The sequence below is a fragment of the Streptomyces sp. ISL-94 genome (assembly GCF_018614075.1).
In the GTDB taxonomy this organism is placed as follows: Bacteria; Actinomycetota; Actinomycetes; order Streptomycetales; family Streptomycetaceae; genus Streptomyces.
In genome coordinates this window covers 54,605-75,082 of record NZ_JAGGOZ010000007.1, presented here as the reverse complement: position 1 = coordinate 75,082, position 20,478 = coordinate 54,605, and the positions used below count along the sequence as shown (strand labels likewise).

Genomic DNA, 20,478 nt, shown 5'->3' with positions numbered 1-20,478 from the left:
TCCCGCAACCTCTCCCTCTGCTTCGGCCTCCCGCTCGTCGTCGAGCGCAACGACCACGACCGCTGGACCGCGCAGGGCCTCCCGCTCCGCTAGTGCGGTGACCGGCAAGGTTCACCAGGGCGCGACGTCCGGCACGGCACCTCGCCGTGTTGTCGGACCGCGCAAGTACGTCCCGTACGAGCCGCGGCCCTCCGCCTTGCGATGCACCGCACCGGACGCCGCGCCCCGGCAAACCCTTCCGGCCACAGCACTAGGCTGGTCGCGGGCAGCCCCGCCCGGCCGCTCCGCCGCCTCCCCCGCACCACCTGGACCCCGATGCCCCTCTCCGCCGAACCCGGCCGACCGCCCCGCCGCGTCCTGGGCCGCGGTCCGGGCATCCCGGGCGAGGTCCTTGAGGCCCCCGGGGCGCCCCAGGCCCCCGAGGCGCCCGTTGTGCGCCCCGGACCGCCTCCGGGTGAGGCCCCTGAGGCTCTTGAGGCGCCCGCTGAGCGTCCCGGAGCGGCCGGACCCGGGGAAGGGCCGCGGGAGGCCTCCGCAGCCCGTCACACCCCCACCGAGGGTCGTGAAGGCCCCCCGACGCCACCGGAAGGCCCGGTCACCGGGGTGCCGGACGCCGTTTCCGCGGTGGACGCAGGCCCGGGCGGGGCCCCCGTCGCCGCGACCCCCGCCGGGGGCGAGGGGCGGTTCACGTTGCGGCTCGCCAACTTCGAGGGGCCCTTCGACCTGCTGCTCCAGCTGATCTCCCGGCACAAGCTCGACGTCACCGAGGTCGCGCTGTCCAAGGTCACCGACGAGTTCATGGCCCACATCCGGGCCATGGGCCCCGACTGGGACCTCGACCAGACCACCGAGTTCCTCGTGGTCGCCGCCACCCTCCTCGATCTGAAGGCCGCCCGGCTGCTGCCGGCCGCCGAGGTCGAGGACGAGGCCGACCTCGCCCTGCTGGAGGCCCGGGACCTGCTCTTCGCGCGCCTGCTCCAGTACCGGGCGTACAAGCGCATCGCCGAGATCTTCGAGGACCGCGCCGAGGCCGAGGCCCGGCGCTACCCGCGGACCGTGGGCCTGGAGCCGCACCACGCCGACCTGCTCCCCGAGGTCGTCATCAGCATCGGCGCGGACGGGTTCGCCCGCCTCGCCGTCAAGGCCATGCAGCCCAAGGCGAAGCCCCAGGTCTACGTGGACCACATCCACGCGCCGCTCGTCAGCGTGCGCGAGCAGGCCGGGCTGGTCGTACGGATGCTGAAGGCCCGCGGCGAGGCCACCTTCCAGGAGCTCACCGAGGACGCCGCCGACACCCTCACCGTCGTCGCCCGCTTCCTGGCCCTCCTGGAGCTCTACCGTGAGAAGGCGGTGGTCCTCGACCAGGAAGAGGCCCTGAAGACTCTGACGGTCCGCTGGAGCGGCGGGGAAGGCGACGGCATGCCGACCGTGACCGACGAGTTCGACCAGATCGTGGAGGCGAAGGATTGAGCGGCGACGCGAGTACGGCGGCCGCGGCCGCGCCGGCCCTCAAGCCGGCCCTGGAGGCCGTCCTCATGGTCGTGGACGAGCCGGCGACGGAGGCGCACCTCGCCAAGGTGCTGGAGCGCACCCCGCGCGAGGTCGCGGACGCGCTGCGCGAGCTGGCCGACGAGTACACCGTGCAGCGGCGCGGCTTCGAGCTGCGGCTCGTCGCCGGCGGCTGGCGTTTCTACACGCGGGCGGAGTACTCCGACGCCGTCGAGCGGTTCGTCCTGGACGGCCAGCAGGCCCGGCTGACCCAGGCCGCACTGGAGACTCTGGCGGTGGTCGCGTACCGCCAGCCGGTGAGCCGCTCGCGGGTCTCGGCGGTGCGCGGAGTGAACTGTGACGGGGTCATGCGGACCCTGCTCCAGCGCGGTCTGGTGGCCGAGGCGGGCACGGAACCCGAAACAGGTGCGATCCTGTACAGGACGACGAACTACTTTCTGGAGCGGATGGGCCTGCGCGGCCTGGACGAGCTCCCGGAGCTCGCGCCCTTCCTCCCTGAGGCGGACGCGATCGAAGCCGAGACGCAAGAGGGTGTTCCGTCGTTCGATCCGGACGCACCGTACGCCCCGGACTACTTTGAAGACGACAAGACGACGGAACTTTGATGCGAAGCAGCGGCAACGGCAACGGTGGCGGCAACAGGAACAGCGGCGGCGGTGGTGGCGGGCGCGGTAACTCCCGCGGCGGCTCCTCCTCCGGCGGCGGTGGCTACCGCGGTGGCAGCAGCGGCGGCAGCGGTGGCGGTGGCTACCGCGGCGGCGGCTCCGGCGGTGGCAGCAGCTCCGGCGGCGGCTACCGCGGCGGCGGCTCCGGCGGTGGCAGCAGCTCCGGCGGCGGCTACCGCGGCGGCGGCTCCGGCGGTGGCAGCAGCTCCGGCGGTGGCTACCGCAGCGGGGGCAGCGGCTCCGGCGGCGGCTACCAGGGCGGCGGCTCCGGGGGTGGCAGCGGCTCCGGCGGTGGCTACCGCGGTGGCGGCTCCGGTGGTGGCAGCAGCTCCGGCGGCGGCTACCGCAGCGGGGGCAGCAGCTCCGGCGGCGGCTACCAGGGCGGCGGCTCCGACTCGCGCGACCGCGACCCGGCGCCCCGCATCCGCAACCCCCGCCCCGAGGAGCGTCGCTACGACGTGGGCCCCGAGGGCGAGCGCAGCGGCCGCGCCGGTGCCAAGGCGGGCGGCGGCGGTGCCCGCGGCGCGGGCGACGGCGGCCGGGGTGGCTCGGGTGCCCGCGGTGCGGCCGCGCGCGGTGGCGCCAAGGGCGGCCCCAAGACCTCCAAGACCCCCGGCATCGGCGGCGCCGGCGGCCCGCGCCGCGGTCCCGGCAGCCGCAGCGGCCAGTCCCGTCCGCGTGAGCTGGACGCGCGGATCGAGGAGCGCGTGCGCGACCGGTACGCCGACAAGCCCGTGATCAAGACCCCGAAGACCTTCCCGGGTGCCGAGGAGGAGGGTGAGCGCCTGCAGAAGGTGCTCGCCCGCGCCGGCATGGGCTCGCGCCGCGCCTGCGAGGAGCTGATCGAGCAGGCACGTGTCGAGGTCAACGGCGAGATCGTGCTGGAGCAGGGCAAGCGCGTCCTGCCGAAGGACGAGATCAAGGTGGACGGCCTGACCGTCGCCACCCAGTCGTACCTGTTCTTCGCGCTGAACAAGCCGGCCGGTGTCGTCTCCACCATGGAGGACCCGGACGGCCGCCAGTGCCTGGGCGACTACGTCACCAACCGTGAGACGCGTCTCTTCCACGTCGGCCGGCTCGACACCGAGACCGAGGGCATCATCCTGCTCACCAACCACGGCGAGCTGGCCCACCGCCTCACGCACCCGAAGTACGGCGTGAAGAAGACGTACGTCGCGGCGATCACCGGCCCGCTGCCGCGCGAGATCGGCAAGCGCCTCAAGGACGGCATCGAGCTGGAGGACGGGTATGCCCGCGCCGACCACTTCCGCGTCGTCGACCAGGTCGGCAAGAACTACCTGGTCGAGGTCACCCTCCACGAGGGCCGCAAGCACATCGTCCGCCGCATGATGGCGGAGGCCGGCTTCCCGGTCGAGAAGCTCGTCCGGACCTCCTTCGGCCCGATCGAGCTGGGCGACCAGAAGTCCGGCTGGCTGCGCCGCCTGACCAACACCGAGGTCGGCATGCTGATGCGGGAGGTCGGTCTGTAGGACCGCCCGCTCCAGGCGTGAAAGCCCGCAGTGCCCTGAGGCACTGCGGGCTTTTCCCTTGTCTCCAGACCCCGCCCGTGTTTATAGTCAACCTGACTATTAAAGGGAGGGGCCGCCGTCATGAGCTGGACCGAGGTACTCGGATTCGCCACTGGTGCCCTGTGCGTCTGGCTCGTGGCCCGGCAGCACGTCGCCAACCAAATCCCGCGCTACGCCTACAGCGGGGTGCACATGACGCCTCGATCGGCGTCGTTCGTTGCCGGACAGCGCGTCCGGCTCCGCCGTTGGGTGGTGCTGGACGCGCGGCAGGCGACGGCATGAGGCGCTACGGGCACGGCCTGGTCCTCGGCAAGTTCTATCCGCCGCACGCCGGCCACCACCACCTGGTGCGCACCGCCCAGGACCAGTGCGAACGGCTGACCGTGCTGGTGTGCGCGGCCTCCGTGGAGTCGGTCCCGCTGGCCGACCGGGTCGCCTGGATGCGCGAGGCGCACCCGGGCGCGGAAGTCGTCGGCGCGGTCGACGACGTCCCGGTCGACCTGCACGACCCGGCCGTCTGGGAGGCGCACATGGCGATCTTCCGGGCGGCGGTGCCCGGGCCGGTGGACGCCGTCTTCACCTCGGAGGCGTACGGGACCGAGCTCGCGCGGCGGTTCGGCGCCGAAGAGGTCTGCGTGGACCCGGCGCGGACGCTGTTCCCGGTCTCCGGGACGGCGGTTCGGGCGGACCCCACCGGCTGCTGGGACTTCCTGGGGCCGGCCGTACGGGCCTGCCTGGCGCGGCGGGTCGTCGTGCTCGGCGCCGAGTCCACGGGGACGACGACGCTGTCGCGGGCGCTGGCCGCCCACTACCGGCGGCGCGGCGGGGTGTGGGCCGCGACAGGCTGGGTCGCCGAGTACGGGCGCCGGTACAGCGAGGAGAAGGTGGCGGCGGCCCGAGCGGCCGACCCCGCGGCCACCTGGGCGGACATCTCCTTCACCAGCGAGGAGTTCCCGGTGATCGCCCGGCGCCAGGACGCGGACGAGGAGCGGGCGGCCCGGCTGGGCTCGCCGGTGCTGTTCTGCGACACCGATTCCTTCGCGACCGGCATCTGGCACGAGCGGTACACGGGCGGCCGCAGCGAGGAGGTCGAGGAGATCGCCTCGCTCACCCGGCGGGACCTCTACCTGCTGACCGACCACGCCGACGTGCCCTTCGAGGACGACGGGCTGCGGGACGGCCCGCACCTGCGCCCCTGGATGACCGGCCGGTTCCGGGAGGAACTGGAGCGCACCGGCAGGCGTTTCCTCCTCGTACGGGGCGGCCGCGAGGAACGGCTGGCGGCGGCCGTGCGGGCCGTGGACGAACTGCTCGCCGAGGGCCGGCACTTCGCCGATCCCCTGCCGGAGACCCGATGAGCGGGGCGCTGCCCGCGGGCTACGACCCGCACGCCTACGAACCGTTCGCGGTGACCGTCGACCTCGCGGTGTTCACCGTGCGGGGCGGGCGGCTGCACGTCCTGCTGATCCGGCGCGGGCAGGAACCGTACGAGGGGGCCTGGGCGCTCCCCGGCGGCTTCCTGCTGCCCCGGGAGTCGGCGGAGGCGGCCGCCCGCCGGGAACTGGCCGAGGAGACCGGCCTGTCGCAGGCCGTGGTCGCCACCCTGCACCTGGAACAGCTGCGGACCTACAGCGAGCCGGACCGCGACCCCCGGATGCGGGTGGTGTCGGTGGCCTTCACCGCGCTCGTCCCCGACCTGCCGGAACCGGCGGCGCAGGGCGGCGGCGACGCGGCGCACGCCCGCTGGGTGCCGGTGGGGGAGGTCCCGGAGCTGGCCTTCGACCACGCGGCGATCCTGGCGGACGCGCGGGCGCGGACCGGCTCGAAGCTGGAGTACACCTGCCTGGCCACCGCCTTCTGCCCGCCCGAATTCACCCTCGGGGAACTGCAGTCCGTCTACGAGACCGTCTGGGACACCGTCCTCGACCGCCCCAACTTCCGCCGCAAGGTCCTGGCCACACCCGGCTTCGTCGAGGCCGTGCCGGGAGCCGCCCGGCTGACCGGCGGCCGCGGCAAACCGGCCGCGCTGTACCGGCCGGGACCGGCCACCGCCCTGCACCCGCCCCTGCTCCGCCCCTCGGAAGGACACCACCGATGACGACGACCACCAAGCGCGCGGCGACGGGGGCCCTGATCGGCCTGGCGCTGGGCGACGCCCTGGGCTTCCCCACGGAGTTCCACGACGTCCCGTCGATCCTCGCCAAGACGGGTCCCTGGCGCGAGATGAAGCTGCCCCGCCCGGCGATCGTCACGGACGACACCCAGATGACCCTCGCCCTCGCGCGCGGCATACGGACCGCCGCCGAGCGCGGCCCGGTCGGCCCGCTGCGCCTCACCCGGCCGGTCCGGGAGGAGTACGTCGACTGGTACCACTCCCCGGAGAACAACCGGGCGCCGGGCAACACCTGCCTGAAGGCCTGCCGGCTCCTGGACCACCCGGAGCGGGACTGGCGCGAGGCCAGTCAGCTCGGCTCCAAGGGCTGCGGCGCCAACATGCGGGTGGCTCCGGTGGGGCTGGTCCCCGGCTGGACCGAGGAGGAACGGGCCGGCGCCGCCCAGCTCCAGTCGGCCCTCACCCACGGCCACCCGACGGCCCTCGCCGCCTCCGACCTGACGGCGCGCGCGGTGTACCTGCTGGCGCAGGGCACCGAGGTGACGGGCCTGGTCGGGCGGCTGCGCTCGTACGCCTTGGAGAACCGCACCCGCTACCACGAGCGCTGGCTCGGCGACCTGTGGATGCGGACCGCCTGCGACGCCTCGCCCGAGTCCTTCATCGCACGGGGCTGGGACGAATGCCTGGCGGTGCTGGACCGGCTGGCGGCCGCCCTGCGCACGCCGTCCCCCGAGACCGACCCCTGCCTGACCACGGGGGACGGCTGGATCGCGGAAGAGGCCTTCGCCACCGCCCTCCAGTGCTTCCTGCTCTTCCCGGAAGACCCCCTCCTGGCCCTGCGCCGCGCGGCCTGCACGAAGGGCGACTCCGACTCGATCGCCTGCCTCGCGGGCGCCTTCGCCGGCGCCCACCTCGGCGCGGACGTCTGGCCCCGCGACTGGGAGGGCCGCATCGAGTACCGCGACGAGCTCCTGGCCTTCGGCGCCCTCTGGGATGCCTGATCGATGCTGGACGCCCTGAGTATCGACCTGGCCCCCGTCGTGGCGGAGCAGCCTCACCCGCTGCTCTTCGCCACGGTCTCGGGCGCACACCTGTACGGCTTCCCGTCCCGGGACTCCGACATCGACCTGCGCGGGGCGTACCTCCTCCCGGCGGAGGCCCTCCTCGGGCTGCGCGAGCCCCGGGCGTCCTGACCTCCCCCCACGCGCACCACTACCCCGCTGACGCGCGGCGGGTGCGGACCAGGAAGTCCTCCACGCGGGCGTGGTCCGGCTCCGGGGGCAGGGGGGTGCCGGCCAGGGCCCTCTCCGTCTCGTCGACGAGGCGGGACATCCAGGTGTCGACCTCGTCCCAGGTGAGCTCGCCGCGGCGGACCGCCAGGAGGCGGTCGCGGTGCGCGCCCGCGTCGATGGTCAGACGGCCCGTGCGCAGGAGGTCGCGGCAGGACAGGAGCAGGCGCAGCAGGTGCATGGCGTGCTTCCAGCGCGGGGCGCCGTGGACGCGGACGTCCACGAGGAGTTTGCCGCGCTGGGAGGCCGCGTACCGGCTGAAGCTGGTGTGGGCCCGGCGGGAGAGGAAGGCCTCGCGGAGGGAGAGGAGTTCCTCGCCGACCGGGGTGACGTGCTCCACCAAGGGGGAGTGCAGGCACTCCAGGATGTTCGGGTTGGCCCGCAGGGCCAGTTCGCAGAAGCGCTCCAGCTCCCAGGAGAACTCCTCGTCCCGAGGGCCCTCCACGTGCGCGGGGGGCTTCTCGAACCGCCAGAACAGCGGTGTCGGGGCGAGGTAGACACCGCGCCGGTCGGTGTCGCTCGCCTCCGTCGCCAGCCCGAACGCCCGGGAGCCCATCACGCACTGGTAGACCGTGTGGTCCCGTACCAGCGTCAGATCGTCCATCCGGGGAGACTAGGCACGCAGGCCGCCCTCAGGCGAGCGAGATACTTCCGTCCGCCGCGACCGTGATCTTCTTCTCCGCCAGCGGGCGGGTGGCCGGGCCGTGGGCCACCGCGCCGTCCGTCGCCTGGTACTTGCTGCCGTGGCAGGGGCAGTCGATGGTGCCGTCCGCCACCTTGTGCACCAGGCAGCCCTGGTGGGTGCAGACCGCCGTGAAGCAGCGGAAGGAGCCGGCCGTGGGCTGGGTGACGACCAGTTTCTCCTCCTTCAGAACCGTGCCGCCGCCGACGGGTACGTCCGCCGCCTTGGCGATGGTCTTCCCCGCGCCCGCGGGCGGGGAGGCCGGAGCGGAGGAGGAGGGCGCGGACGCGGACCCGGCGGGCGTGGGGGCCGCGCTGCTCCCGGCCGTCTCCGCGCCGCCGTCGCTTCCGCAGGCGGCGAGCGCACCGCCTGCAAAGGTGGCCGCGCCGGCCGCCAGTACCGTTCGCCGGGCGGTGCGCGTGGGGTCGCTCATGTGTGTCTCCTCGCATGTCTGGCCGGATGAACGTGCAGCATCCTGACCTGCGACCGGCCTCAGGAGAAGCCCGCCGCGCCGTTTCGGCGGCCCAACTGCCATGGGGCCAGTGAGGCAGGGCTGCCGGGTGTGCGTACGACCTCCCACACGTGGATCACGGCGTCCCGGTTCAACGGGCCGTGGACGTGCGGGTAGCGGCCGCCGGATTCTCCCTCCCGGCGGACCTCCGCCGTGAGGGCGTCCTCGTCGAGTTCCACCGCGAGCAGGGTCCCGCCGACATCGCGGTAGCGCACCTCGGCGATGGCGAGCGCCGTGGCACGGTCCGCCGAGCAGTGCACGAAGCCCTCCGAGTCGAGGGAGGGCGGGGCGTACGGACGCTCGGGCGCGGCGGTCCAGTCGGCGAGCGGGACGAGGTGGAAGATCATGCCGATCGTTCTACCGCAGGGGTCGCGGGTACGTGAGCCGCGTGGCGGCCGTGTCGGGTACGGGCGAATTCGTCCACCGGCGACCACCGGCCGGTCAGCGCCGACCCCCAGGTGGAGCCGCCGACAGGAGCCGCGCAGCTGAGCGAGGGCCGGCCGCCGTCCCACCGGACGGACCGCCGGGCTCTTGCGCGGTGCGGGCTGGCTACCCTGAGTCCTGAACGCTGAACCTGAATCCCGAGTCAGGCCCGCCGTCACGCACCCCTGGAGCAGCCCGTGAGAACCGCCGTCGTCATCGGAACCGGGCTGATCGGCACCTCCGCGGCTCTCGCACTGTCCGGCCGCGGGATCACCGTCCACCTCGTCGACCACGACCCGGCGCAGGCCCACACGGCCGCCGCCCTGGGGGCGGGCACCGACGAGCCGTACGAGGGCACGGTCGACCTCGCGATCATCGCCGTACCGCCGGCCCATGTGGCCTCGACCCTCGCCGACGCGATCGGGCGGGGCCTGGCCCGGGCCTACGTGGACGTGGCCAGCGTCAAGGGCGGGCCGCGGCGGGAGCTGGCGGCGCTCGGCGCGGACACCTCGGCGTACATCGGCACGCACCCCATGGCGGGCAAGGAGCGCTCCGGCCCGCTCGCGGCGACCGCGGACCTCTTCGAGGGCCGGCCGTGGGTGCTGACCCCGACCCGGGACACCGACCACGAGGTGCTGAACCTGGCGCTGGAGCTGGTGTCGCTGTGCCGGGCCGTACCGGTGGTGATGGACGCCGACGCGCACGACCGGGCGGTCGCGCTGGTCTCGCACACCCCGCAGCTGGTGTCGAGCATGGTCGCGGCGCGGCTGGAGGAGGCCGACGAGACGGCGGTCCGGCTGTGCGGGCAGGGCATCCGGGACGTCACGCGGATCGCGGCGTCGGATCCGGGGATGTGGGTGGAGATCCTGTCGGCGAACCCGGGCCCGGTGGCCGATGTGCTGGCCGGGATCGCGGCGGACCTTGAGGAGACGGTGGAGGCGCTGCGCGGCCTTCAGTCCGCCGACGAGGACAAGCGGCGGGGCGGCGCGGCGGGCATCGAGGACGTGCTGAAGCGCGGGAACGCGGGGCGGGTGCGGGTGCCGGGCAAGCACGGTGCGGCGCCGGCGGTGTACGAGACGGTGGCCGTGCTCATCAGCGACCAGCCGGGAGAGCTCGCGCGGATCTTCGCCGATGCGGGGCGGGCCGGGGTCAACATCGAGGACGTGCGGATCGAGCACGCGACGGGGCAGCAGGCCGGCCACGTGCAGCTGATGGTGGAACCGCGGGCCGTGGCGGGCCTGACGGCCGAGCTGCGGGAGCGGGGCTGGGCGCTGCGCCAGCAGTAGCGGCCGGGTGCAGCCCGGCTGCCGGGGCTCCGCCCCCGACCCCGCGCCTCAGCGCCGGCGAGGCTGGGATGCGGCGGCGCGGGATCGAGGGGTGCTGGGGGCCGGTAACCTTGGAGAGGGGCGCTTTGGCGCGTCCGGACACGCACGTGCAACCAGGAAGGTGCCCGCACCGTGGAAACCGCAGCTCCGTCCGCCGTGATCGTCGCCATCGACGGTCCCTCCGGCACGGGCAAGTCCAGCACTTCCAAGGCCGTGGCCGCCAAGCTCGGGCTGCGCTACCTCGACACCGGCGCCCAGTACCGGGCCATCACCTGGTGGATGATCACCAACGGCGTCGACACCGACGACCCGCAGGCCATCGCCGTCGCCGCCGGCAAGCCCGCCCTCGTGTCCGGTACGGATCCGGCCGCGCCCACGATCACCGTCGACGGGCTGGACGCCGCCGGTCCGATCCGGAGCCAGGAGGTCACCTCCAAGGTCAGCGCCGTCAGCGCCGTCCCCGAGGTGCGCACCGTGATCACCGACCTCCAGCGCTCCATCGCCGCCGAGGCGGCGCAGGAGGCCGAGGGGATCGTCGTCGAGGGGCGGGACATCGGCACCACCGTCCTGCCCGACGCCGACCTCAAGATCTTCCTCACCGCCTCGCCCGAGGCGCGCGCCGCCCGGCGCAGCGGTGAGCTCCGCGGCAAGGGGGCCGCCGACCTCGCGGCCACCAAGGAGGCGCTGGTCAAGCGCGACGCGGCCGACTCCGGCCGCAAGACCTCCCCGCTCGCCAAGGCCGGCGACGCCGTCGAGGTGGACACCACCGACCTCACGCTGGACCAGGTCATCGAATGTGTCGTTACCCTGGTCGAGGAGCGGCGTAGCCGAGACGCAGCGCAGGTTGAGGGTCCCGAGCGAGGAACGAGTGAGGGGCACTCGGCCGGAGCGGAGCCGAGGCGGAGCGCGACCGAAGACACAGAGAAGCGGGCGGGCCGCAAGTGAGCGAAGCGCCCTCACTCAAGGGTGCGGCGGTCGGCAGGCGCATCGGCATCGGGCTCATGTACGGGCTGTGGAAGCCGCGCGTACTGGGCGCCTGGAAGGTGCCCGCCTCGGGCCCCGTGATTCTTGCCGTGAACCACTCCCACAACATCGACGGCCCGATGGTCATGGGCACCGCGCCCCGGCCCCTGCACTTCCTGATCAAGAAGGAAGCGTACGTCGGCCCGCTCGGCCCCTTCCTCGAAGGGATCGGGCAGGTCAAGGTCGACCGCGGCGGCGCCGACCGGAAGGCCATAGGCCGCGCCCTCGCGGTGCTCGGCAACGGAGGGGCCCTGGGGATCTTTCCCGAGGGCACCCGGGGCGAAGGCGACTTCGCCTCGCTGCGCGCCGGGCTCGCGTACTTCGCGGTCCGCAGCGGCGCGCCCATCGTGCCGGTGGCCGTGCTGGGCAGCGGCGACACCCGGGGCCGGCTCGTCAAGGGGCTGCCGGCCTTCAAGAGCCGGGTCGACGTCGTCTTCGGCTCGGCCTTCGACGCGGGAGACGGCACTGGCCGCCGTACCCGTACCGCGCTGGACGAGGCCACCGTACGCATCCAGGACCGGCTGACCGCCCACCTGGCCGACGCCAAGCGCCTGACCGGGCGCTGAGCGAGACTTGACCCTAGTAGTGGAGCCGCGCTGCGCGGGTACCACCGATCACCACGAACGACGAGGAACGGACTTCATGAACGACCAGCACGACCACGGAGCACTTGGCGATGCCGAGTACGCGGAGTTCATGGAGCTCGCCGCGGAAGAGGGCTTCGACATCGAGGATGTCGAAGGCGCGCTCGAGGCGGCGGGCCACGGCCCCCTCCCCGTCCTCGCCGTCGTCGGCCGGCCGAATGTCGGCAAGTCGACCCTGGTGAACCGCATCATCGGCCGCCGCGAAGCGGTCGTCGAGGACAAGCCCGGCGTCACCCGCGACCGCGTCACGTACGAGGCCGAATGGGCCGGCCGCCGCTTCAAGGTCGTCGACACCGGCGGCTGGGAGCAGGACGTCCTCGGCATCGACGCCTCCGTCGCCGCCCAGGCCGAGTACGCCATCGAGGCCGCCGACGCGGTCGTCTTCGTCGTCGACGCCAAGGTCGGCGCCACCGACACCGACGAGGCCGTCGTCCGCCTGCTGCGCAAGGCCAAGAAGCCCGTCGTGCTGTGCGCCAACAAGGTCGACGGCCAGAGCGGCGAGTCCGACGCGGCCTCCCTGTGGTCGCTGGGCCTCGGCATGCCGCACCCGGTCTCCTCGCTGCACGGGCGCGGCACCGGCGACATGCTGGACGCCGTCCTCGAAGCCCTGCCGGACGCCCCCGCGCAGACCTTCGGCGGCGCCGCCCCCGGCGGCCCGCGCCGCATCGCGCTGATCGGCCGCCCGAACGTCGGCAAGTCCTCGCTGCTCAACAAGGTCGCGAAGGAGGACCGTGTCGTCGTCAACGAGCTGGCCGGCACCACCCGCGACCCGGTCGACGAGCTGATCGAGCTCGGCGGCATCACCTGGAAGTTCGTGGACACCGCGGGCATCCGCAAGAAGGTCCACCTCCAGCAGGGCGCCGACTACTACGCCTCCCTGCGCACGGCCGCGGCCGTCGAGAAGGCGGAGGTGGCCGTCATCCTGATCGACACCACCGAGTCCATCAGCGTCCAGGACCAGCGCATCATCACCATGGCCGTCGAGGCCGGCCGCGCGATCGTGATCGCGTACAACAAGTGGGACGAGCTCGACGAGGAGCGCCGCTACTACCTCGAGCGCGAGATCGAGACCGAGATGCAGCAGGTCTCCTGGGCGCCCCGGGTGAACGTCTCGGCGCTCACCGGCCGCCACATGGAGAAGCTGGTCCCGGCGATCGAGACCGCCCTCGCCGGCTGGGAGACGCGCGTCCCCACCGGCCGGCTGAACGCCTTCCTCGGCGAGGTCGTCGCCGCGCACCCGCACCCGATCCGCGGCGGCAAGCAGCCGCGCATCCTGTTCGGGACCCAGGCCGGCAGCAAGCCGCCGCGCTTCGTCCTCTTCGCCTCCGGCTTCCTGGAGCACGGCTACCGGCGCTTCATCGAGCGCCGGCTGCGCGAGGAGTTCGGCTTCGAGGGCACCCCGATCCACATCTCGGTGCGGGTGCGCGAGAAGCGCGGCGCCCAGCACAAGAAGAAGTAGCAGGCGGTACCCGGGGTCAGTGGCCCCGGCGCGGAGCGGGCGGCAGGGCCGCCGGGATGTGCGTCATCCCGGTCTGGTGCTGCCGCCCGCTCGTGTATGCGGGGCTGCCCGCGCCCTGACTCGCGTAGGCGTACGAGTGGGCCGGCTGCGGGGTGTACGAGGGCTGCCAGCTGTCGGCCTGCTGCTGCCAGAGGGATGAGGCACCATTCCAGCCTCCGGTGCCGGTGCCGCTCCCGCCGGTGTACGCGCCGCCGTACGAGAACGCCGTGAAGCCGAGTTCCTCCTCGCCCGTCCGGTCGCCCGGCAGGGCGCGGAAAGAGCGCAGGTACTCCGAGTACAGCGCGTCGTAGATCGGGGTGTGCGAGACGGGGCTCGTACGGGACGGGGCGCGGGAGGAGTCGTATGGATGCACGTATCAGCCAACGAAACCGGGGCGCTGCGGATGCGGGCTGACGGGGCTCAAAACGCAGATCGCCGGGGGTGCGCGGGACGGACCGCGCACCCCCGGCGCAACGCCGCCCCGGCCCCCTGGGAAGGGGGCCGCGGCGGCCGTTTCGGGAGGCCGAAGGGTGGCCTGGGGAGGCCTTCGTGATGGCTTCGGGGGGCCGGGGTGGTGGCCTCGGGAGGCAGGAAGGACGGCTTCGGGAGGCCGGAGGGTCAGACGCCCGGCGTACCGGCCAGGGGCATCGAGGCGGCCACGAGCTTGCCGCCGGCGGCAGCCTTGTCGAGCGCCTCGCGCAGCAGGTCCTCACGGGGCTGCTGGCCGATGGAGCCGACCGGGGCGGCGAAGACGAGGACGCGCTGGGTCTTGTTGACGGCGGCCCGCCAGCCGTCGGTGACGGACAGCGCCTGGTGCGCCTGCCACCAGGCCACCTGGCCGCCGCCCTCGGGGCCCGGCTGGAGCACGGCGTGCAGCTGGCCGGCGGCGAGCAGGACCGACCAGCCGCTCAGGGGAGCGGGAACCTCGGACAGGTCCGTGACCGGGATGAAGCCCTGCTCGATGAGGAGCGGGAGGAAGTCGTCGCCGGGGCCGTCGCTGCCGGGGCGGGCGATCGGCGTGGTCGGCTCGACCACCAGGGCGGGGTGCAGCTCGCCGCCGATCAGGATCAGGCCGCTGGTGATGCCGAGTACGGCCTGGCCGCCGGGCACGTTCTTCGGGGCCTCGCCCGCGACGGGGGCCGGGCTGTCGCCCGTGATGCTGCGGACGGCGCCCTGGAGCTGCTCCTCGGAGACGGAGACGACCTGCGAGGGGATGCAGGTGGCATGGGCGAAGGCGAGGACGGCGGTCTCTTCGCCGACGAACAGCACCGTGCTGGTGCGGTCGTTCTCGGGGTCGCCCGGAGTGCGGCAGGAGGTGCAGTCGTAACTGCGCGGCGCGTCCTCGCCGACGAGCAGCCTGTCGGCTTCTTCGTCACCGATCTCGGCACGTACCTCATCACTGACGTCGAGCATGCGCGGCACGGGGTGGCTCCTCGGCATAGGTGCGTGGGCCGGGTGGTTCCCGGCTCGCCGGGCTCAACGGGGGAGCGGGGGCCGGGGTCACGCCATTTGAGGGAACGGAATCGAACCGGGCCCCCGAAGGAGTGAACCGTCCGACCGGTGCTTCGTTTTCGTGCCAACTGTTTTCTCCTTGTGCTCAGTTGATGTCCGGGGATGGCCGTTTGGGGGAGGGGGTGCGGGTCGGCCGAGCGGGTGGGGCGCGGGGGCGCGCCGCGTGGCGGGCCGGGAGGGCGCCGGGAGGCTCCGTAGCGTGACCCGATGCCCAAGCCGAGCATCTGGTGGGCCGCGCGGGTGGCCGCCGCCGCGCTGGTCCTCGTACTGCCGACGGACGCGGTCGCTGCGGCGGCTGACGCCGCTGAGGCCGCGGCTCTTGCGGCCGCGCCTGTTGCGGCCGCGCCGGCTGCCCCGCCGCCGCCCGCGCCCGGGCCGGCCGGGGCGGCGCACCCCGGATCGCCGGGCGTCATCGGCACCGGCCCCGGGGACTGCGGGCCGGGCGGGCAGTGGCCGTGGGACTGCGTGGCCGACTGCGAGAGCGGTGGCCGCTGGGCGGTCAACACCGGCAACGGTTTCTACGGCGGGCTGCAGTTCCGGCAGCCGACGTGGGAGTCGTACGGGGGGCTGTCGTTCGCGCGGCGGGCCGATCTGGCGAGCCGGGTGCAGCAGATCCGGGTCGCGGAGGACGTGATCGGCAGGCAGGGGTGGGGTGCCTGGCCGGTGTGCTCGAAGCGGTACGGGCTGACGGGGCGGATGCACGTGGTGCGGGCCGGGGAGTCGCTGGTGTCGATCGCGCGCAGGCACCGGGTGCCGGGCGGCTGGCAGGCGCTCTACGAGGCGAACCGGCCGCTGATCGGGCCCAGGCCCGCGCTGCTCAGGGCGGGCACCCTGCTGTCCCTGCCCCCGACTGCGCAGCCCGGCACCACGCCGCCGCCCCGGCCGGACCCCGCACTGCCCACCCGGCCGCAGACGCCCCCGCAGCCGCCGCTCCAGGCGGGCCCCGAGCCGCCCGGCGAGGCCTCGACGAAGCCGCAGGACGGGATCGCGCCGAAGCCCCCGGTCCAGGCCGCTCCGCAGGGGGCGCCCCAGAGGTAGCGCGCGCCGGAGCCGCCGGCCGGGGGCGGGGTCCGATTGCACGACGGCGGGAAGGCGCCGACGCTGGAAGCACCGGGCCGAAGGGCTCGGTCGGACCCTGGTGGTGAGCCGGATGGAGCTGGGCAGACAGCCTCGAATCCGCGTGTGGGCGGCGGCGGCCGTGCTGGCCGGCGTTTCGCTCCCTTCGGGATGTTCCTCCGATGCCGGCAGCGGCGCGGGCGGCTCGGCGGCCGCCGTCGGCGTGCCCGTCGTCGGCGTGCCCGTCGTGCAGACCGGCACCGGCCCTGCGGACCCGGCGGCGGCCGAGGCACAGATAGAGAAGAACTGGGCGGCCCTCTTCGACCCGAAGGTCACCGCCGAGGAGAAGGCCGGGCTGGTGGAGAACGGCGAGCTGCTCCAACCCCTGCTGGAAGGGCTCGCCGGCCGGCCCGGCGCCGACAAGGCCTCCGCGGAGGTCACGGAGGTGGTCTTCACCTCGCCCACCGAGGCACGGGTGACCTACGACCTGCTCGTGAGCGGCTTCCCGGTGCTGGACGGCCGCACGGCGGACGTGGTGCTGGAGGACGGGGTGTGGAAGATCTCCACCAAGTCGCTGTGCGGCCTGGCCGAACTCAGCGGCAGTTCGACGTCGGTGCCGGGCTGCTGAAGCCCCGGCGCCTGCCCCCTCACTCGTCCGTGCGCCGAACGGCTCGCGGGCCCTGCCCGTCCGGGGCGCGCCGGCAGGGCGGCGGCGCGCCCGCCGTCCGCGCCGGAGTCACGGGGTCGCCCGCCCGGGCCCCGGCGGGTCCGCGGGCGCCGGCAGACTCGGGGGATGCTCGAGACCTCCGCGCGACTGCTGCGCCTGTTGTCCCTGTTGCAGGCCCACCGCGAATGGACCGGGGCCGATCTCGCGGACCGGCTCGGGGTGACCCCGCGGACCGTCCGGCGGGACGTGGACCGGCTGCGGGAGCTGGGGTACCCGGTGAACGCCAGCCCCGGCACCGGCGGCGGGTACCAGCTGGGGGCGGGGGCCGAGCTGCCGCCGCTGCTGCTGGACGACGACGAGGCCGTCGCCGTCGCGGTCGGGCTGCGGACGGCCGCCGGGAACGGGGTCGAGGGCATCGGGGAGGCCTCCGTACGGGCCCTCGCCAAGCTGGAGCAGGTGCTGCCCTCGCGGCTGCGGCGGCGGGTGTCCGCGCTCCACGAGTTCACCGTGCCGATGCTGCGCGGGGCGGAGCGGTCCACCGTGGACCCGTCCGTGCTGACCGAGCTCGCCGCGGTCTGCCGGGACGGCGAGCGGCTGCGCTTCGGGTACCGGGACCACGAGGGCACCGTCTCGCGCCGCACGGTCGAGCCGCACCGGCTGGTGTGCACCGAGCGGCGCTGGTACCTGGTCGCCTGGGACGTGGACCGGGAGGACTGGCGGACCTTCCGCGCCGACCGGATCGAGCCCCGGCCGCCGCACGGACCGCGGTTCACCCCGCGGCCGCCGCCCGCCGAGGACCTGGCCGCGTACGTGTCCCGGGGCGTGGGGCAACGCGCGTACGCCGCCCGCGCGGTGGTGCGGCTGAAGGTTTCGGCACAGGAGGCGGCGCGGATCATCGGGCCGAGCGGCGGAGCCCTGGAACCGGTCGACGGGCAGAGCTGCCTGCTGCGCACCGGGGCGGTGAACCTGGACGTCCTGGTGGTTCACGTCATGCTGATCGGCTGTGAGTTCGACGTGGTCGAGCCGCCGGAGCTGACGGACCGGATCAGGGCAGCCCGGGATCTCGTGGGGCGTGCCGTGGAGTCCGCCGGCGTGAAGGAAATGTAGGGGACTTGGGGGGATTCGCCTCGTCCGGTTCAGGCGGCCGCGGCAATCTCCGACGGGAATTGCCGGGCCTCGGCAGGGGGCTTGGCCAGAAATTCCAAACGGTCTGCGCGACGGGCGTGTCGCGGTTCGAAAAACAATTGGAAGTTGTCGATATTCTGTGACACAAGCGTGACCCGGGACGGACGAACGTCCAGGCGTGGCGCTGACGAGCGAACGACGAACGACGAAGGCGGGCCGGGTCAATGACCCGGCCCGCCTTCGTCGTGCACGGGGGTGAAGTGGTGCGTACCGTCCCCGCGGTGGCCGGTTCAGCCGCCGGCGACCGGGCTGGCGGCGGCCCCCCGGGCGGCGGTCCGGTCGGTGTGCGCCGGGCGGCGGCTGCCGGCCGGGGTGACCGGGGTCCGCTCGGACCTGATCACGTGGGGCCGGCCGGCCAGGATCGCCGCCGGTCGGGGCGCCGGGGTGTGCCCGGCGGCCGCGTGGACTGCCTGGTCGGCCTGCGCGGCGGCTGTGGCCGCGGCGGGCGCCGTGGTCGCGGGCCAGGGCGCTCCGGCGGGGCCGACGGTGCGCCTGAGCTGCCACTTGCCGCCGGCCGAGAGCAGCGGCATGAGGGCGGTCGCGACGGGGGCGGCCATCCGCCCGGTCTCCGCGCGGCGGCGCAGCAGCTCGCGCAGCTCGAAGACGTAGGCCTCGGCCCGGGCGATGAGCGGCTCGAACCGGGGCAGGGCCAACAGGATCAGCAGACCCGCGGACCAGCCGAGCAGCACATCGCTGACCCAGTGGGTGCCGAGGTACACGGTGGTGGCGCCGACGCTCAGCGAGACGACCGCGGACACCACGGACAGCACCCGCCGGGTGACGGTGGTGGAAGCCAGGTAGGCCAGGATTCCCCAGGTCACGACGGCGTTGGCGGTGTGGCCGGAAGGAAATATATCGCCGCCCGCGAAGAGTTCGGCGGAGCCGATCTCGGTGGCGTAGTGCGGGCCGAGCCGGCCGAGGCCGAGCTTGACGGCCCCGACGGTGATGTTGAGCAGCAGCAGCGCCACGCCGAGGGTGATCAGCGGGCGGAGGGTGTGCTGCCGCCAGGAGCGCCAGCCGAGCCAGGCGGCGACCATGACCGCGGTGGGTCCGCGCTGGCCGAGCACGACGAGGTAGTCGAGGAAGGCGTGGAGCTGCGGCCACTGCTCGTAGGGCCGGAAGAACATGATCTGCCAGTCCAGGCGGACGAGCCAGGACGTGGTCAGAACGGCCACCACGATCGCCAGATAGAAGGCGAGGGTCGATCCCAGGAGCACGACGCGGTGCCGGCTCATCTGCGGGGTTTGCAGATGAGCCGGTCGCTCTGGTTCCCGGTCCAGCCGGGCGAACACCCGCTCCAGACGGGTCAGGATTTGGTCGGTACGCACTCAATCGACGTTACCGCGAGCCGATGCTCGGCCCGGTCCCATCGCGGGCTTTGTGATGACCATGTGATGTGGAGTTGGTCTCACGCGGGAGTTAATTCCCGGCATTTCGGCGGCGGTTGGAGTGAGGCTGATCCACTGTCCTGGCGACTATTTCGCACATTTGGTTCGGCTTTATCGCGGCAGGTCATTTCCTTTGCTGAAAGATGGAAGGGAATGATCCATTCCGTTACGCCGGCCGGTGCGTGGGCTGCTACGTCCACCGCTGCGTCGACAGCTACGGAGGACCCGAGCCGTTCAGCCAGAACGCCCCGTAGACCGCGGAGGCCAAGGCCGCCGCGCCGAGCACCGCAGCCGCCCGCCGTACCCGCCACCCGGCCAGCGCCACCGCCACCGGCAGCAGCAGCGGGAAGGCCGGCAGCAGCAGCCGGGGCTTGGAGCCGAAGTACCCCGACGCGCACAGTGCGAGCGCCACGACGATCCCGCCGTACACGAGGAGCGGAGCCGGCTGCCGCTGCCGTACGCACCGCGCGTACAGCCACAGCACCAGCACGACCCCCGCGATCAGCCCCAGCCCGGCCGCGAAGGCCGACGATGCCAGCTTCGCCCCGATGAAGCGGGCGAAGGCCCAGCCGCCGTCGAAGCCGTTGCCCCAGCCCGCCTGTACGTCCAGGTACCCGAACAGCCCGCCGCCGGTGCGCGCGCCGACCCACAGCGCGTACCCGGCCGCCCCCAGGGGGGCCAGCAGCGCCCCGGCTGCCATCCGCCACGACCGCTCCCCGCGCCGCCAGGCCAGTACGGCCGCCACCCACACCGCCGCGACCACCGCCGCGCCGACCGGGCGGGTCAGCCCGGCCCCGGCCGCGAGCAGGCCCGCCGCCGGCCACCGCCCGCGCAGGGCCCCGTACAGCGCCCAGACGGCGAGCGCGGTGAACAGGCACTCGCTGTACGCCATGGACTGCACGATCCCGACGGGCAGCGCCGCCCAGACGGCGACGGCGAACACCCCGGCCCGGCGGCCGTGGAGCAGGTCCGCCACCGCGAAGATCCCCCAGGCCGCGGCGAGGCCCGCCACCGCCGAGACCACCAGGCCCGCCGAGCCGTACGAGAGCCCCGTCGGCGCCGAGACGAGCCGCTCCAGCCAGGGCAGCAGCGGGAAGAAGGCCAGGTTCGAATGGACGTCCCCGTTCGGGAGGAGCACCTCGTACCCGTACCCCTCCGCGGCGATGCGCGCGTACCAGAGCGAGTCCCAGCGGGCCGACAGCAGCGTGTGCGGGCTGCTGCCGGCCGCCGCGCACCACCCCGCGAGCACGGCCAGGCCGAGCAGCCGGACCGCCGCGAAGACGGCGAGCGCGGGCGCGGCCCGGCGAAATCCAAGATCTTCCACGGGCACGATTATCGGTGGCGGCGGCCGACGGGCGGCCGGCGGGCGCGGCCGAGAACCACCGGCCGTGAGCGCGCGTGTACGCGGGGGAGGGGCGGGGTGGGAGGAAGTGGCGTACGCCACACGGCGGCCGCCGCC

The 20,478-nt window shown here is 73.8% G+C and carries 20 protein-coding genes and 3 pseudogenes; 16 read left to right on the top strand and 7 right to left on the bottom strand.

Translation table 11 applies throughout. The annotated features are described in order from the left end of the window. From J7E94_RS34090 to J7E94_RS02155, 9 genes and pseudogenes are all read left to right on the top strand, one after another. Positions 1-93, top strand: a pseudogene (locus J7E94_RS34090) (ABC transporter ATP-binding protein); the annotation flags it as partial. 222 nt (positions 94-315) lie between these two features. Then, positions 316-1,470 carry a ScpA family protein gene (locus J7E94_RS02190; protein ID WP_215011815.1) on the top strand — a complete coding sequence of 385 codons (1,155 nt, stop codon included), beginning with the start codon at positions 316-318 and terminating at the stop codon, positions 1,468-1,470. After that, on the top strand, positions 1,467-2,114 hold the full coding sequence (gene scpB, locus J7E94_RS02185; RefSeq protein ID WP_215011813.1) for an SMC-Scp complex subunit ScpB: 648 nt from the start codon (positions 1,467-1,469) through the stop codon (positions 2,112-2,114). Before J7E94_RS02190 ends, scpB begins: the two co-directional genes overlap by 4 nt. Next, on the top strand, positions 2,114-3,664 hold the full coding sequence (locus tag J7E94_RS02180; protein ID WP_215011811.1) for a pseudouridine synthase: 1,551 nt from the start codon (positions 2,114-2,116) through the stop codon (positions 3,662-3,664). Before scpB ends, J7E94_RS02180 begins: the two co-directional genes overlap by 1 nt. Before the next feature lie 120 nt (positions 3,665-3,784). Then, a pseudogene (locus tag J7E94_RS02175) lies at positions 3,785-3,862 on the top strand (nicotinamide riboside transporter PnuC); the annotation flags it as partial. Between the two features lie 119 nt (positions 3,863-3,981). Next, on the top strand, positions 3,982-5,061 hold the full coding sequence (locus J7E94_RS02170) for an AAA family ATPase (protein WP_215011809.1): 1,080 nt from the start codon (positions 3,982-3,984) through the stop codon (positions 5,059-5,061). Beyond that, positions 5,058-5,801 (top strand): NUDIX domain-containing protein, encoded by a 744-nt coding sequence (locus tag J7E94_RS02165; protein ID WP_215011807.1) that lies wholly within the window; start codon positions 5,058-5,060, stop codon positions 5,799-5,801. Before J7E94_RS02170 ends, J7E94_RS02165 begins: the two co-directional genes overlap by 4 nt. Then, positions 5,798-6,817: an ADP-ribosylglycohydrolase family protein gene (locus J7E94_RS02160; protein ID WP_215011805.1), complete on the top strand. Its 1,020-nt coding sequence runs from the start codon at positions 5,798-5,800 to the stop codon at positions 6,815-6,817. The genes J7E94_RS02165 and J7E94_RS02160 overlap by 4 nt, the downstream gene beginning before the upstream one ends. A gap of 3 nt (positions 6,818-6,820) precedes the next feature. Next, a pseudogene (locus J7E94_RS02155) lies at positions 6,821-6,997 on the top strand (DNA polymerase beta superfamily protein); the annotation flags it as partial. Between the two features lie 31 nt (positions 6,998-7,028). Here the strand turns inward: J7E94_RS02155 and J7E94_RS02150 are convergent. Genes J7E94_RS02150 through J7E94_RS02140 form a run of 3 tightly spaced genes read right to left on the bottom strand, consistent with a single transcriptional unit; the run spans position 7,029 to position 8,645 of the window. Beyond that, on the bottom strand, positions 7,029-7,709 hold the full coding sequence (locus tag J7E94_RS02150) for a DNA polymerase beta superfamily protein (RefSeq protein ID WP_215011803.1): 681 nt from the start codon (positions 7,707-7,709) through the stop codon (positions 7,029-7,031). A gap of 28 nt (positions 7,710-7,737) precedes the next feature. Then, positions 7,738-8,220: a Rieske (2Fe-2S) protein gene (locus J7E94_RS02145; protein WP_215011801.1), complete on the bottom strand. Its 483-nt coding sequence runs from the start codon at positions 8,218-8,220 to the stop codon at positions 7,738-7,740. Between the two features lie 59 nt (positions 8,221-8,279). Further along, entirely contained in the window at positions 8,280-8,645 is a 366-nt protein-coding gene (locus J7E94_RS02140) for a DUF952 domain-containing protein (protein WP_215011799.1), read from the bottom strand. A 273-nt stretch (positions 8,646-8,918) separates the two neighbouring features. Here J7E94_RS02140 and J7E94_RS02135 point away from each other — a divergent pair, with 273 nt between their 5' ends. The 4 genes from J7E94_RS02135 (at position 8,919) to der (ending at position 13,172) form a co-directional block, all read left to right on the top strand. Then, entirely contained in the window at positions 8,919-10,007 is a 1,089-nt protein-coding gene (locus J7E94_RS02135; RefSeq protein ID WP_215011797.1) for a prephenate dehydrogenase, read from the top strand. Positions 10,008-10,178: 171 nt separating this feature from the next. Beyond that, positions 10,179-10,991, top strand: a complete 813-nt coding sequence (cmk, locus tag J7E94_RS02130) for a (d)CMP kinase (protein ID WP_308344397.1) — start codon at positions 10,179-10,181, stop codon at positions 10,989-10,991. A gap of 56 nt (positions 10,992-11,047) precedes the next feature. After that, on the top strand, positions 11,048-11,635 hold the full coding sequence (locus tag J7E94_RS02125) for a 1-acyl-sn-glycerol-3-phosphate acyltransferase (RefSeq protein WP_215011831.1): 588 nt from the start codon (positions 11,048-11,050) through the stop codon (positions 11,633-11,635). 76 nt (positions 11,636-11,711) lie between these two features. Continuing rightward, the gene (gene der, locus J7E94_RS02120; protein ID WP_215011795.1) at positions 11,712-13,172 is read left to right on the top strand and encodes a ribosome biogenesis GTPase Der; all 1,461 of its coding nucleotides are present in this window, start codon (positions 11,712-11,714) and stop codon (positions 13,170-13,172) included. A 16-nt stretch (positions 13,173-13,188) separates the two neighbouring features. Here der and J7E94_RS02115 read toward each other — a convergent pair whose 3' ends face one another. Next, a complete protein-coding gene (locus J7E94_RS02115; RefSeq protein ID WP_215011793.1) occupies positions 13,189-13,584 on the bottom strand; it encodes a hypothetical protein in 396 nt (131 codons plus the stop codon). A 245-nt stretch (positions 13,585-13,829) separates the two neighbouring features. Beyond that, positions 13,830-14,633 carry a hypothetical protein gene (locus J7E94_RS02110; RefSeq protein ID WP_215011792.1) on the bottom strand — a complete coding sequence of 268 codons (804 nt, stop codon included), beginning with the start codon at positions 14,631-14,633 and terminating at the stop codon, positions 13,830-13,832. A gap of 297 nt (positions 14,634-14,930) precedes the next feature. Here J7E94_RS02110 and J7E94_RS35270 point away from each other — a divergent pair, with 297 nt between their 5' ends. The 3 genes from J7E94_RS35270 to J7E94_RS02095 all read left to right on the top strand — a co-directional run bounded on the left by J7E94_RS35270 (position 14,931) and on the right by J7E94_RS02095 (position 17,553). Continuing rightward, positions 14,931-15,761, top strand: coding sequence for a transglycosylase family protein (locus J7E94_RS35270; RefSeq protein ID WP_374224371.1), 831 nt, complete (start codon positions 14,931-14,933; stop codon positions 15,759-15,761). Between the two features lie 112 nt (positions 15,762-15,873). Continuing rightward, a complete protein-coding gene (locus J7E94_RS02100; RefSeq protein ID WP_215011791.1) occupies positions 15,874-16,407 on the top strand; it encodes a hypothetical protein in 534 nt (177 codons plus the stop codon). A 165-nt stretch (positions 16,408-16,572) separates the two neighbouring features. Continuing rightward, positions 16,573-17,553 (top strand): YafY family protein, encoded by a 981-nt coding sequence (locus J7E94_RS02095; protein WP_215011790.1) that lies wholly within the window; start codon positions 16,573-16,575, stop codon positions 17,551-17,553. 308 nt (positions 17,554-17,861) lie between these two features. Here the strand turns inward: J7E94_RS02095 and J7E94_RS02090 are convergent, their stop codons facing one another. Both J7E94_RS02090 and J7E94_RS02085 read right to left on the bottom strand, forming a co-directional pair. After that, positions 17,862-18,959 carry a phosphatase PAP2 family protein gene (locus tag J7E94_RS02090; RefSeq protein ID WP_215011789.1) on the bottom strand — a complete coding sequence of 366 codons (1,098 nt, stop codon included), beginning with the start codon at positions 18,957-18,959 and terminating at the stop codon, positions 17,862-17,864. Between the two features lie 274 nt (positions 18,960-19,233). Then, complete coding sequence (locus J7E94_RS02085; RefSeq protein ID WP_308344404.1) at positions 19,234-20,352, bottom strand: hypothetical protein; 1,119 nt, start codon at positions 20,350-20,352, stop codon at positions 19,234-19,236. Between the last annotated feature and the right edge of the window lie 126 nt (positions 20,353-20,478).